Annotated in this window: 4 protein-coding genes; 1 reads left to right on the top strand and 3 read right to left on the bottom strand. The window is 72.7% G+C overall.

Annotated features, from left to right (window positions below):
* Nucleotides 1-63: 63 nt before the first annotated feature.
* Nucleotides 64-8625: a type I polyketide synthase gene (locus N6H00_RS22935; RefSeq protein ID WP_268973706.1), complete on the bottom strand. Its 8562-nt coding sequence runs from the start codon at nucleotides 8623-8625 to the stop codon at nucleotides 64-66.
* Between the two features lie 270 nt (nucleotides 8626-8895).
* Here N6H00_RS22935 and N6H00_RS22930 point away from each other — a divergent pair, with 270 nt between their 5' ends.
* Nucleotides 8896-9777 (top strand): TIGR03621 family F420-dependent LLM class oxidoreductase, encoded by an 882-nt coding sequence (locus N6H00_RS22930; RefSeq protein WP_268973705.1) that lies wholly within the window; start codon nucleotides 8896-8898, stop codon nucleotides 9775-9777.
* A 144-nt stretch (nucleotides 9778-9921) separates the two neighbouring features.
* Here N6H00_RS22930 and N6H00_RS22925 read toward each other — a convergent pair whose 3' ends face one another.
* Both N6H00_RS22925 and N6H00_RS22920 read right to left on the bottom strand, forming a co-directional pair.
* Nucleotides 9922-11136 carry a cytochrome P450 gene (locus N6H00_RS22925; protein ID WP_268973704.1) on the bottom strand — a complete coding sequence of 405 codons (1215 nt, stop codon included), beginning with the start codon at nucleotides 11134-11136 and terminating at the stop codon, nucleotides 9922-9924.
* Nucleotides 11137-11229: 93 nt separating this feature from the next.
* Nucleotides 11230-14448: a non-ribosomal peptide synthetase gene (locus tag N6H00_RS22920; RefSeq protein WP_268973703.1), complete on the bottom strand. Its 3219-nt coding sequence runs from the start codon at nucleotides 14446-14448 to the stop codon at nucleotides 11230-11232.

Below are 14448 nucleotides of genomic sequence, written 5' to 3'. Positions count from 1 at the left end.
AGTCCCAACTCGCGGATCACGGGAAACCCCAGCTCGCGGATCATGGAGGTCCCAGCTCGCGGATCACGGGCGTCCCAGTTCCTTGTCGATCAGCTCGAACATGGCCTCGTCGGTGGCCGTGCCGAGGTCCACGTCCTCGTCGAGGCCCCCGTCCCCGGCCCGGTCCGAGGGCAGGGGCGAGGACGGGGCCGGGGACGGGCCCGGCCCGTCGATGCGGCGGCCGACGGCTTCGTCCCACTTCCGCAGCATCGCCCGCAGCCGCGCGGTGACCGCTCCGCGCCGGCCGTCGTCGGACGGCACCCCGGCGAACGCCTCCTCCGCCCGGTCGAGTTCGGCCAGCACCAGGTCGGTCCCGGTCCGCTCCCCCGCGCCCAGTTCCTCGAGCAGGTGGCGGGCGAGCGCCGCGGGCGTGGGATGGTTGAAGACCACGGTGACCGGCAGCGCGAGACCGCTCGCCGCGGTGACGCGGTTCCGCAGGTCGACCGCGGTCAGCGAGTCGAACCCCAGCTTCTTGAACGCCTGCTCCTCGTCGACCGCCTCCGGCGTGTCATGCCCCAGCACGGCGGCGGTCTGGGCGCGTACGAACTCCAGGACCGCGCGCTCCCGCTCCTCCGGCGCCAGACCGGCCACCCGCCCGGCGAGCGACTGGGCCGGCGACTCGGCCGGTCCGGGCCGGGCGGCCCCCGTCGCGCCCGGCACCAGCCCCGCCACCAGCGGCGACGGATGGGTGCGCAGGGCCCCGACCACCAGGTGCGCCGGTACGGCCAGGGCACGGCCGGACGCCCGTGCCAGGTCGAACAGCTCCAGGCCGTCGCGGCGGGACAACGGGGTCATGCCGTGGCGTTCGATCCGACGCCGGTCGGCCTCGTCCAGGTGTCCGGTCATCCCGCCGACCTCCTCCCACAGCCCCCAGGCCAGGGACTGTCCGGCCAGCCCGGTGGCGCGCCGATGGTGCGCGAGCGCGTCCAGGAAGGTGTTGGCCGCCGCGTAGTTGCCCTGCCCGGCGCCGCCGAGCGTGCCGACGACGGAGGAGAACAGGACGAAGGCGGCGAGGTTCTGCCTGGCCGTCAGCTCGTGCAGATGCCAGGCCGCGTCCACCTTGGGGCGCAGCACGGCGTGCAGCCGTTCGGGGGTGAGCGCGGTGACGAGTCCGTCGTCGAGTACGCCCGCGGCGTGCACGACTGCGGTCAGCGGATGGGACCGCGGAACATCGGCCAGCACGGCGGCCAAGGCGTCCCGCTCGGCCACATCGCAGGCCACGGCTCGTGCGTCGGCGCCCAGTTCGGCGAGCTCGGCCACCAGCTCCGCCGCGCCGGGGGCCTGGGCGCCGCGGCGGCCGGTCAGCAGCAGTCGGCGCACCCCGTGGCGGGTGACCAGATGGCGGGCGATCAGCGCGCCGAGGGCGCCGGTGCCGCCGGTGACCAGGACCGTGCCGTCCGGGTCCAACGGTTCGGCCGCACCGACACCGGCAGCAGCACCGGCATCCACACCAACACCCGCACCCGCGCCCGCACCCGCGCCCGCGCCCGCGCCCGCGCCCGCGCCCGCGCCCGCCGATGCGACCCTGGTCAGCCGGGGTACGTACGCCACGCCCGAGCGCAGGGCCAGCTGCGGCTCGCCGGAGGCGACGGCGGCGGCCAAGGCGGACTCGGACTCCTCGGTGCCGTCCACATCGATCAGGACGAAGCGGCCGGGGTGCTCGGACTGCGCCGAGCGGACCAGCCCCCATACGACGGCCCCGGCCAGGTCCGCGATCTCCTCGTCCGCGCGGACGCCCACCACCCGGCGGGTGACGATCACCAGCCGCGCGGCGGCGGGCCGTTCCTCGTCCTCGAGCCACTGCCGTATCAGCGTCAACGCCCGCTCGGCCACGTCGTGCGCGGCGTGCGGGCCACCCTGGCCGGCGCCGGCCGGGCCCAGCGCGACGGTCACCACGGACGGCGTCCGCGCCGCGGCGGGCAGCTCGCCGCCGTCGGGCACCCGGTACGGGGCGTCGTCGAACGGCCCGGTGGGCAGGGGCGCCGCCGACCACTCCACCCCGTACAGCGACTCGGCCGGATTCCTCCGGTCGGCGCGCAGCTCCTCGGACGAGACCGGGCGCAGCGCCAGCGAGTCGACGGTGGCGATGTGCTCGCCCGCCTCGTCGGTGACGACCAGCTTGACCGCTTCCGGGCCGGCCGGTGACATCCGTACCCGCAGGGCGGTCGCGGCCGTGGGCCGCAGCAGCACACCGGTCCAGGCGAAGGGCAGCCGGACATCCGGTGTCCGGTCCGCGGGATCGAGGAGGACCGCGTGCAGCGCGGCGTCCAGAAGCGCGGGGTGGAGGCCGAAGGAGGCGGGCTCCAGGCCCTGGGGCAGCCGTGTCTCGGCGAACACCTCGCCGTCGGCCTGCCACACCGCGCTCAGCCCCTGGAAGGCGGGCCCGTAGTGGTAGCCGGTCTCGCTGAGGGTGTCGTACAGGCCCGCCACGTCCACCGACGCGCGGTCGGCGGGCGACGGCCAGGCGGCCGCCGACCGGGCCGTGGTGGCCGCCGGGTCAGCGGAGACCGCCAGCGCACCGGCCGCGTGCCGGGTCCAGGGCGCCTCGGCCGGGGCGTCCTGCGACCTGCTGTGGATCTCCAGCGACCGGCGGCCCTCGTCGTCCGGCGCCGACACCCGTACGTGCAGCGACACACCGCCGGTCGCGGAGAGCACGAGGGGCGCCTGGAGCGTCAGCTCCTCCAGCAGGGCGCATCCGGCTTCCCGCCCGGCGTGCGCGGCGAGCTCCAGGAAGGCGGTGCCCGGGAACAGCGCGCTGCCGAGCACCGTATGGTCGGCCAGCCACGGATGGGACGACAGCGACAGCCGCCCGGTCAGGACGAGACCACCGTCACCGGGCAGCTCGACGGCGGCCCCCAGGAGCGGATGGTCCGCCCGCGCGAGCCCCAGGCTGCCGACGTCCTGGCGGCCGCCCTGCGCGTCGAGCCAGTAGCGCTGCCGCTGGAAGGCGTACGTCGGCAGATCGACGCGCCGCGCGCCCTCGAACAACGACGACCAGTCCACGTCCACACCATGGACGTACGCCTCGCCCACGGACCGCAGGAACCGATCCAGGCCACCCTCGTCCCGGCGCAGCGAACCCAACGCCACCGCCTCCGCACCCGCCGCCTCGATGCTCTCCTGCACGCCGTAGGTCAGCACCGGATGGGCGCTGGCCTCGATGAACACCCCGAAACCCCGCGCCAGCAACGCCTCGGTCGCCGCGCCGAACCGCACCGTCTCCCGCAGATTCCGATACCAATACCCGGCATCCAACTGCTCGGTATCCAGCCACTCACCCGTCACCGTGGAGAAGAACGGCACCCGCGAGCGCGCTGGAGCGATCCCGCTCAGCTCCTCCAGCAACCGCTCCCGCAACACCTCCACATGCGCCGAATGCGAGGCGTAATCCACCTCGACCCGACGCGCCCGCACACCGTCCGCCTCACAGGCCGCGACGAACTCGTCCAGCGCCGCCGCGTCCCCGGACACCACCACCGACGACGGACCGTTCACCGCTGCCACTCCGACCCGGCCGTCCCACGGCTCCAGCAGCGCAACCGCGTCGTCCGCCGAGACCGCCACCGACACCATCCCGCCGCCACCAGCGAGTGCGGTCAGCGCCCGGCTGCGCAGCGCCACCACCCGCGCCCCGTCCTCCAACGACAACCCACCCGCCACACACGCCGCCGCAATCTCACCCTGCGAATGCCCCACCACCGCACCCGGCACCACACCGAAGGACTCCCACAACGCCGCCAACGACACCATCACCGCCCACAACACCGGCTGCACCACATCCACCCGCCCCAACGCAGACCCATCACCCAACACCCCCGTCAACGACCAATCCACATAAGCCGACAACGCCCGCTCACACTCCGCCATCCGCCCCGCGAACACCGGCGAAGCCCCCAGCAGATCCACCGCCATCCCCACCCACTGCGACCCCTGCCCCGGAAACACCAACACCGTTCGCCCGGCGGTCCGCAGTACCCCGCCCGGAGCCGCGGACGGCGAAAGGTCACGCAGCTGATCGAGGAAATCCGCCCGGCTCCGTCCGACCACCACGGCGCGGCGGTCCAGCGCCGCTCGCGTGGTGGCCAGCGACCATCCCACGTCGAGGGGACGAAGCTCCGGCGCACCGTCCACGAAGGCGGCCAGCCGCGCGGCCTGGGCACGCAGCGCCTCAGCGCTCCTCGCCGAGAGGGCCCAGACCACCGGGCCGCCCTCAACCGCCCCCTCCACGGCGTCCACGGCCCCGATGTCGTCGGCCGGAACGTGAACGTGTTCGAGAACCACATGCGCGTTGGTGCCGCTGACCCCGAACGACGAGACACCCGCGCGCCTCGGCCGGCCGTCCGTCTCCGGCCACTCCCGCGCCTCCGTCAGCAGCGACACCCCACCCGACGACCAGTCCACATGCGGCGACGGCTCATCCACATGCAACGTCCTCGGCAGCACACCATGCCGCATCGCCATCACCATCTTGATGACGCCACCCACACCGGCCGCCGCCTGCGCATGCCCGATGTTCGACTTCAACGACCCCAGCCACAGGGGCCGGTCCACCGCACGCCCCCGCCCGTACGTCGCCAGCAGCGCCTGCGCCTCGATCGGATCGCCCAGCTTCGTCCCCGTACCGTGCGCCTCCACCGCATCGACATCGCCCGGCCCCAACCGGGCCCCCGCCAGGGCGTCGCGGATCACCCGCTGCTGGGACGGGCCGTTCGGCGCCGTCAGCCCATTGCTCGCACCGTCCTGGTTGACCGCACTGCCCCGCACCACCGCCAGCACCGGAAGCCCACGCCGCCGCGCCTCCGACAGCCGGGCCACCAGCAGCACGCCCACGCCTTCCGCCCACCCCGTACCGTCAGCGGACGCCGCGAACGCCTTGCACCGACCGTCCGGCGCCAGCCCCCGCTGCCTGCTGAACTCCACGAACATGCCCGGCGCCGCCATGGCGGTGACTCCGCCGGCCAGCGCCAGATCGCATTCGCCGCTCGCCAGTGCCCGGGTGGCCAGATGCAGGGCCACCAGCGACGACGAGCACGCCGTGTCCACCGTCAGCGCCGGACCCTCCAGGCCGAAGGTGTACGCCACCCGCCCGGACACCACGCTGGCGGTGGTCCCGGTCAGCAGATACCCGGCGGCGTCCTCGTCGGACTCGTACAGACGCGGGCCGTACTCCTGGGCGGTGGCGCCCATGAACACGCCCGTGCGGCTGCCCCGGAGCGTGGCCGGGTCGATCCCGGCCCGTTCGAACGTCTCCCAGGTCACCTCCAGCAGCAACCGCTGCTGTGGATCCATCGCCAGCGCCTCACGCGGGCTGATGCCGAAGAACTCCGCGTCGAAGTCGCCGAGGCCGGTCAGAAAACCGCCTTCCCGCACATACGACGTGCCCAGCCCGGCGCCCTCGGGGTCGTACAGCTCATCGGGACTCCACCCGCGATCGGCCGGAAGGCCGGTGATGGCGTCGACCTCGTCGGCGACCAGTCGCCACAGCCGTTCCGGAGAGGTGACCCCGCCCGGGAACCGGCAGCCCATCGCGGTGATCACCACAGGGTCCCGGTCCGCCGGGGCCACGGTCGGTCGGGGAGACTGCGCACCCTCCCGCGAACCGAGGAGCTGGTCACGGATGTGCCGGGCCAGGACGAGCGGGGTGGGCTGGTCGAAGAGCAGGCTGCTCGGCAGGGTGAGAGCGGTGGCCTCGTTGAGGGCGTTGCGCAGCTCGACGGAGGTCCCCGAGGTGAAGCCGTGGTCCTTGAAGGACAGTCCCGGGTCGATGTCCTGGGGTGTGCTGTGCCCGAGCACCGCGGCGGCATGGGCGCGCACCACGTCCAGGACGATCCGTTCCTGCTCGTCCTCGGGCCGGCCGTGGAGCCGCCGGGCGAGTGAGGCGGGCTCGACGGATGCCTCGGCGGGGGCCTCGCCCTCGGTGGGGCCCTCGGTGGGGCCCTCGGTGGGATCGCCCAGCCAGTAGCGCTTCCGCTGGAAGGCGTAGGTGGGCAGGGGAACACGACGCGCCCCGCTACCGGCGAAGACCGCGTGCCAGTCCACGCCCACACCACGCACATGGACGGTCGCCACCGCCCGCCACAACGACTCGGCCTCCGGACGATCACGACGCAGGACCGGAACACTCACCCCGGCCACGCTGTCCTGAGCCATCCCCGACAACGTCCCGTCCGGGCCCAGCTCCACGAACGTGGCCACGCCCTCGGCCTCCAGGACACGGACACCATCGTGGAAACGGACCGCCTCCCGCACGTGACGCACCCAGTACTCCGCACCATCCGGCACACCCACCTGGCCGGAGACATTCAGCACCAGCGGAATCCTCGGCGTCTGGTACTCCACCGACTCCGCCACCCGCCGGAACTCCTCCAGCATCCCCTCCATCAGGGACGAATGGAACGCATGCGAGACCCGCAGCCGACGCACCCGACGACCCCGCGCCTCCCACTCCGCCGCAACCACCTCCACCACCGACGCCACACCCGACACCACCGTCGACGACGGACCATTCACCGCAGCAACATCCACACCCTCGCGCCCCGCCAGGCCCTCCAACACCTCAGCCTCGGACGCCTCCACCGCCACCATCGCCCCACCCGACGGCAACCCCTGCATCAACCGACCCCGCGCCCCCACCAACCGACACGCATCCCCCAGCGAGAACACCCCCGCCACATGCGCGGCAGCCAACTCACCCACCGAATGCCCCAGCACAAAATTCGGGACCACACCCCACGACTCCACCAACCGGAACAACGCCACCTCAACCGCGAACAACGCAGGCTGAGCAAACTCCGTACGATCCAAAACCCCCTGGTCAGCTCCGAACACCACATCCCTCACCAGCAACGGCGCGAACCCCTCACACACCGCGTCGAACGCCTCCGCGAACACCGGATAGGACTCATACAGCTCACGCCCCATCCCCACCCGCTGCGACCCCTGACCCGCGAACAAGAACGCACACGTGCCCTCCGCCACCACACCCCGGACGACCTCCGCGGCGGGCTCGTCCGCCGCGAGCGCCCCCAGCCCGTGGGCAGCGGCTGCCCCAGCCTCGGCTGCCCCCGGGGTGACCACCACCGCGCGGTGCTCCAGCGCGGCCCGCGATGTGGCCAGCGAATAGGCCACGTCCACCGGCCGCAGTGCCGGGTGCTCGGCCAGGTGGGTGCGCAGCCGCTCGGCCTGGGCGCGCAAGGCGGGTGCGGTGCGGCCGGACAGGAGCCAGGGCAGGACGGGGACCGATATGTCCCTCGGCTCCTCCGCCAACTGGGCCGGCTGCTCGGCGGTCGGTCCGCCGGGGGGCTCGGCCAGGACGACATGGCAGTTGGTGCCGCCCATGCCGAAGGAGTTGACCCCCGCGACCCGCGGCCGGCCCCCGTCCGGCCAGGGGCCCAGGGCGGTCTGGACGCGGAGGTTCAGGGCGTCCAGCGGGATGTCGGGGTGCGGGCGTTCGAAGTTGAGGGTGGGGGGCAGCACACCGTGTTCGATGGCCAGGGTGGTCTTGATCAGGCCGACGATCCCCGCCGCCGCCTCCAGGTGTCCCACGTTCGTCTTCGCCGAGCCGACGGCCAGCGGGGAGGTGGCCGGGCGGGCGGCGCCGAGGACCGCGCCCAGGGAACGGGCCTCGATCGGATCGCCGACCTTGGTGCCGGTGCCGTGCAGTTCGACGTAGCTCAGGTCCGAGGGGTGCACACCGGCCTCGGCGCAGGCCCGGCGCAGGGCGTCCTGCTGACCGCGCGTGGTGGGGGTGGTCAGTCCGGCGCCGGGGCCGTCGTTGTTCACCGCGCTGCCGCGGATGAGGCAGTAGATGTGGTCGCCGTCGGCTCGGGCGGCCGCGAACGGCTTGAGCACCACCAGGCCGCCGCCCTCGCCGCGCACATAGCCATTGGCCCGGTGGTCGAAGGTGAAGCACCGGCCGTCCGGCGACAGGGCCCCGAACTTCTCGGTGGCGTCCGTGTTTTCCGGGGCGAGGATGAGGTTGACCCCGCCCGCCAGGGCCAGGTCCGATTCGCCTCGGCGCAGGCTCTGGCAGGCCAGATGGACGGCGACCAGCGACGAGGACTGCCCGGTGTCGACCACCAGACTGGGGCCGCTGAGGCCGAGGGCGTAGGAGATCCGGTTGGCGACGATCCCCCGGCTGAGTCCGGTGAGGGTGTGTTCCCCGGCCTCGACGGGGCTCCGGTGGAACAGGGTCGCGTAGTCGTCCGCGAAGGCGCCGAGGTAGACGCCGGTCCGGCCCGCGGCGGCCAGGTCCGGCACGATTCCGGCGTCCTCCAGCGCCTCCCAGCCCAGCTCCAGCATCAGCCGCTGCTGGGGGTCCATCGCGGTGGCCTCGCGGGGGGAGATCCGGAAGAAGCCCGCGTCGAACCGGTCGGGGTGGTCGAGGAAGCCTCCGCGCGGTACGGAGCCGGCCGGCGCCGTCGGGGAGCGGCGTTCCGGGGGCGTCTCGGTGATCGCGTCGGTTCCCTCGCACAACAGCCGCCAGAAGGCCGAGGGATTCGGGGCCTGCGGCAGGCGGCAGGAGAGGCCGACCACGGCTATGGCGTCGGGTACGGCGTCCTCAACCGACGCGTGCTCGCTGTTCACGCCTCACGGCCCCTTTCGTCCACGGCTGCCTTCGTGGCTGATGCCGAATGCCGACGCGTGTGGCCCCACTCATCACTGCCGGGCCACTCCTGCCGGGCCACTTGCCTTCTTCGCCACCTCATCGGAAATTAGTGAGCCGCGGGAAACGCTCCAACCCCAAGGTCGCCCCCTATTCACCCCTAGATCTTTTTCGTGCGCTTCCTGGGCGGGCCGCTTTCCTCCACGCTGACCGTTAAAACGATTGCCCGTTGGCCGCCCTGGGAGGAATGCATGGGATCTTTTCGTTTCGGTGTCGCGATGCACTCGGTGGGCGGACGGGAGGAATGGAACAAGAAATGCCGCCAGGCGGAGCGCTTCGGGTACGACGTGATTCTCGTGCCGGATCACCTCGGATTGCCCGCGCCGTTCTCCGCGATGGTCGCGGCGGCCGGGGTGACGGAGCGGCCGCGGATCGGCTCGTTCGTCCTCAACACCTCGTTCTGGAATCCGACGCTGCTGGCGCGGGACGTCGTGACCGCTGATCAGCTCACCGACGGGCGGCTGGAGGTCGGGCTCGGCGCGGGCCACCGGAAGGAGGAGTTCGAGGCGACGGGCTTCCCCTGGCGGCCGCTGGCCGAGCGGATCGACCACCTCGAGCGGACGATCGACCACCTGTCCGGCGCGTACGAGGAGGCGATACGGGCCGACACGCTGATCCAGCGCCCCGGTCCGCCGCTGTTCCTCGGCGGCAACAGCGACCGGCTGCTCGGGCTGGCCGCGCGCCACGCGGACATCGTGGGGTTCTCCGCGCTGACGAAGGGCCCCGCGCCGCAGGGGTTCCGGATTCTCAGCGCCGAGGTCATGGACGAGCGGGTCGCCTTCTTCCGTTCGGCGGCCGGTGCGCGGGCGGCCGAGGTGGAGCTGAACATCCTGGTCCGGGATGTCGTGATCACCGACGACCGGGACGGCGAGGCCCGCCGCTGGCATGAACAGACGCCGGATCTGTCCCTGGAGGAGTTCCTCACCGCGCCGGCCGTGCTGCTGGGCAGCGTGGACGAGATCGCCGCCCAGGTGTGCTCCTGGCGTGACCGGTTCGGTTTCCGCTACCTCACCGTGCACGAGCCGTGGCTGGAGACCTTCGCCCCGGTGATCGAGGCGCTCAGCGGGGAATGAGCGCCTGGGTACGCGGATGGCCCCTGCCGGCGACGACCGGCAGGGGCCACCTCGTGGGAGCCCCCGCCAAAACCCCGGCGGGAGCCCCCGTAGCAGCGTCGAGGTCACCAGGTGACCGACAGCGTCACCAAATGACCGACAGCGTCACCAGGTGACCGGCAGCTCGTAGACCCCCTGCATATCGGCCGCCTCGCGCGGCCGCAGCTCCTTCAGCGGCTTCTCCAGGCGCAGGGACGGAATCCGGCGCAGCAGGGCCCGGAAGGTCACTTCCAGCTCCATACGGGCCAGGCCCTGCGCCAGGCAGTTGTGCGGTCCGAAGCCGAAGGCGAAGTGCTGGCGGGGCGCGCGGTGCACATCGAAGCGGTCGGGTTCGGGATAGGTCTCGGGGTCGTGGTTGAGCAGGGCGTAGGGCATGATCAGTCCGCTGCCGGCCGGGATGACCTGCCCGTGGAGCTCGATGTCCTCGGTGACGACGCGCAGGCCCGCCATGTCCGCGATGGTCAGATAGCGCAGCAGTTCGTCGACCGCGGCGGGAATCCGGTCCGGGTCGGCGCGCACCGAGGCGAGCTGGTCGGGGTGTTCCAGCAGGGTCGCCATGCCGAGGGCGATCATCTGCGCGGTGGTGCCCTGCCCGGTGACCAGGAGCTGTACGGCCATCCGGATGAGGTCGCCGCGGTCCAGTTCGCCCTTGGCTACCTCCTCACCGGAGAGCCGGTCCAGCAGCCAGGTGCCGGTTCCGGAGTCCCTGGAGGAGACCAGCCGGTCCATATAAGCGACGAGTTCGGCCAGCGGGCCCTCGGCCTCGTCGGAGTCGGCGGCGGTCAGCAGCCGGACGCTGCGCTCCTGGAAGGTGGCCTGGTCCTCGGTGGGGACGCCGAGCAGATGGAAGATCACCCGGGAGGACAGCTCGGAGGCGAAGTCCTTGATGAGGTCGACGGGCGGGGTGGCCGCCAGCAGCCGGTCGACGCAGTCGTCGACGATCCGTTCGACGTCGGGTTGCATGGCCTTGGTCCGTTTGGCCGTGAAGTCGGGGATCAGCATGCGGCGGTACATGCTGTGTTCCTCGCCGTCCATGGTGACCAGGGTGCGGAACCACCGGGCGCCCAGCAGCCGGGGTGTGATGATCGGGAATCCGTCGCTGGCCCGTTCCGAGGACACCCGGGGATCGGTGAGCAGGCGGCGGGCGTCCGCGTGCCGGGTGACCAGCAAGGCGGTGCTGCCGTCGTACAGGGTCACCTCGGCCAGGGGCCCGTGGGCGTGCAGCGCCGCGTAGCCGGCGGGCGGCCGGTGGGGACAGGTGCGGGGCTGGGGAAAGGAGAAGGTTTCCTCTTCGGTGGCTGCCGTTGCGGTCTCGCTCATCATGGTGTCCTGACGTCGGGGAGAAGAATCGGCGCGTCGTGCGGGCGAATTCCGGACCGCGGCTGAGACGTCCGGCTGAGACGTCCGGCCGGATCATTCGCCGCCGGATCGGAGGAATTCCGCCAATTGGGCCGGGCTGGGCCTGGTGAAGATTTCGGCGAGCTGAAGGCGTACGCCGAGCCGTTCCTCGACGGACTGGGCGAGCTTCGCCGCCAGCAGGGAATGGCCGCCACTGGTGAAGAAATTGGAATGGGCGTGCAGATCGGTGCGGCCGAGCACGTCCTGCCACAGCGCGATGAGTTTTCCTACGAGTTCGTCCTCGGGCCCGGCCGTGGAGGGCGCGGCCCGTTCGTGGTCGCGGTCCCGTATCCGACGGGCCAGCGCCAGATAGTCGACCTTGTGGTTTCCGGTGGTGGGCAGGGCGTCGACGACGAGGAACTCCCCGGGGACCGCGGGGGCCGGGAGGCTGCCGCGGGCATGCTCCCAGACCTGGTTGACCAGGCCGGGGGCGTCCTCGGCGACGAGGAACGCCACCAGCCGGGCGTCGTCCGCCTCGCCCGTGACGACCAGTGCGGCCGCCGCCCGGACGGCGGGATGGCCCAGGAGGACGCTCTCCACCTCGCCCAGCTCGATCCGGTTGCCCCGCAGCTTCACCTGCCGGTCGACGCGGCCGAGCACCTCCAGCGTGCCGTCTCCCCGCCACCGGGCGAGGTCGCCGGTGCGGTAGTGGCGCCCGTGGCGGGGGTGGTCCCGGAACCGGTCGGCGGTCAGCTCCGGGCGGCCGTGGTAGCCGATGGCCACTCCGCCACCGGCGATGCACAACTCGCCCCGCACCCCCACCGGCAGTTCGGCACCGTCGGGGGCGGCGATGAACACCCGGGTGTCGCGGATCGGCCGGCCGACGTGCACCGGGCCCCCGGAACCCGGCTCGACCAGGCCGGACGTCGACCAGATGGTGGTCTCCGTCGGCCCGTAGACATTGCGCAGCTCACAGCCGGCCGCGGCCAGTTCCCCGGCCAGCGCCGACGGGAGCGGTTCGCCGCCGCACAGCACGCGCCGCCCGTTCAGCTGCTCCCGGCAGTCGTCGGTCACCAGCCGCCAGGTGGTCGGGGTGGCCTGGACGATGTCGACCCGGTGGTCCCTCAGCAGAGCGGCCAGGACACGGCCGTCGGACCGCGCGGCGTCCGGCGCGGCCACCAGACGTCCGCCGGTGACCAGCGGCAGGAACAGTTCCAGGGCGGAGATGTCGAAGCTGAAGGTGGTCAGCCACAGCGTGGTCTCCCCCGGCCGGGCCCGGAGTTCATCGGCGAAGTGCCCCACCACATTGGCGAGGTTGCCGTGGGAGACCAGGGTCCCCTTCGGCCGCCCGGTCGACCCGGAGGTGTAGATCAGGTAGGCGGCCCCGGCCGGATCGGGGTCGGGACCGGCACCGGGGGCGGCACCGGGATCGGAAGCGTCACCGGTACCCGCGTCGGGAACCACCGGAACCGACCGTGCGTCCGCAACCGACCGTGCGGCCACGTCGGCCACGTCGGCCACGTCGGCCAGGCCGGCCACGTCGGCCACGTCGGCCAGGCGCAGCACCGGCACCCCCTCCCGCGCGGGCACGGCCCCGTCCCCGGCCAGCACCGCCTTGGCCCCGGAGTCCGCAAGCTGGTACGCGAGGCGGTGCGCGGGGTGGTCGGGGTCCAGGGGGAGGTACACCGCACCGGTGAGCCATACGCCGAGCACGGCCGCGGCCAGTGCGGCCGAGCGCGGTGCGAGCAGCGCGACCACATCGCCGTCGCCGATGCCGTGGTCGCGCAGCGCGCCCGCGATGGCGCGGGCCGAGTCCCACAGCTGCCGGTAGGTCCGCGGGCCCTCCGCGTCCTCGACGGCCACCGCGTCCGGGGTCCTCGCCACCGTCCGCCGCACTTCGGCGAGCACGGAGAGCGGGGGCTTGTCCGGCGCGGGCCGGCCGGCGGCGTCAATCACGGCGTGGTCGTGCTCGCTCCAGGCCACGGCCCCGCCGAGGGGCAGTCCGGGGTCCTCGGCCAGGGACGACAGCAGCACCTCGTAGCGGCGCAGCAGCGCGGCGACCTCGTCGCGGGTGAACACGTCGTCGCTGTAGACGATGCGCAGCCGCAGTTCCTCGTCCGTCGACATGACGAAGAACTCCAGGTCGAACTTGCTGTACGGAACCTCGACGACCAGGGGGCTCGCGGCGAGGCCGCCGATGGAGAAGTCGGGCAGGCCCAGGCCCGGTACGTAGTTGAAGACGTGCCGGAAGAGGCTGTTGCGCCAGGCGCCGCCCTCCCGGGTCACCTCGTTGTAGAGGCTGTCCACCGGCACATCGGCGTGCGCGATGCCGTCGAGGAAGACCCTCCCGGCCCGCAGGGCCAGCTCCCGGAAGCTGTCGCCGGGGTCCACTGTGAGCCGCAGGGGCACCACGTTGACGTGGTAGCCGATCGCGCTGGGTGCGGAGCGGCCCCGTACGTTCACCATGGTGCCCACGGCCAGGTCCGGGCCTGCCCCGTGCTGGGCGAGCAGCAGGCCGTAGGCGGCGAGCAGGACGACGGCCTCGGAGGTGTTCAGTCCGGTGCGCAGCCGGTCCACCGCGGCCCGGACCTCCCGGGGCACGGTGACGGTCAGCTGGTCACCGCCCAGGGTCGCGCCGGCGGCCTCCTGCCTGCCGTAGGCCAGCTCGAGCCCTCCGGGGTCGAAGCCCTGGAGCTGCTGGTGCCAGTAGGCGAGGCTGTCGGCGCTCGGCTCCTCCTCCCGCAACGCCGGCACGGGTTCCAGCAGATGGGGGTCCGGCGGCCGGTTCGCGGCGAGCGCGGTGTACACCTCGACCAGCTCGCCCAGGAGGATGCCCGCGGAGATGGTGTCGAAGACGAGGTGGTGCAGGACCAGGCAGACGATGTCCTCGCCGTCGCCCGGCAGGTGCCCGACGCGCAGCAGCGACCGGCCGTCGAAGGTGAACGGCGTGGCCACGAACGAGGTCAGCGCCTGCCCGGTGGGGTGCGCGGCCGGTACGGTCAGCACCTCCACACCGGCCTCGTCGGCGTCCAGGACGGCCTTGGCCAGCCCGGCGTCGTCGGCGTGGAACACGGTGCGCAGCGTCTCGTGGCGTCGTACGAGCAGCGTCACGGACTCCCGCAGGAGGGACCGGTCCACGCTGCCGCGCACCCGGAAGGTGAAGGACAGGTTGTTCACGGCGGCGCCGGGGACCAGCCGTTCCAGCAGCCACAGCGCCTCCTCCTTCCGGCCGACCGGTTCCGGCCGCGGCACCCTTCCGGTGCCGCTGGGGCCGGGGTCCGTCCGTGTGCGCAT

Source organism: Streptomyces sp. S465, from assembly GCF_026898115.1.
Classification (GTDB): Bacteria; Actinomycetota; Actinomycetes; order Streptomycetales; family Streptomycetaceae; genus Streptomyces; species Streptomyces luomodiensis.
This window is presented reverse-complemented; position numbering and strand designations above follow the sequence as displayed.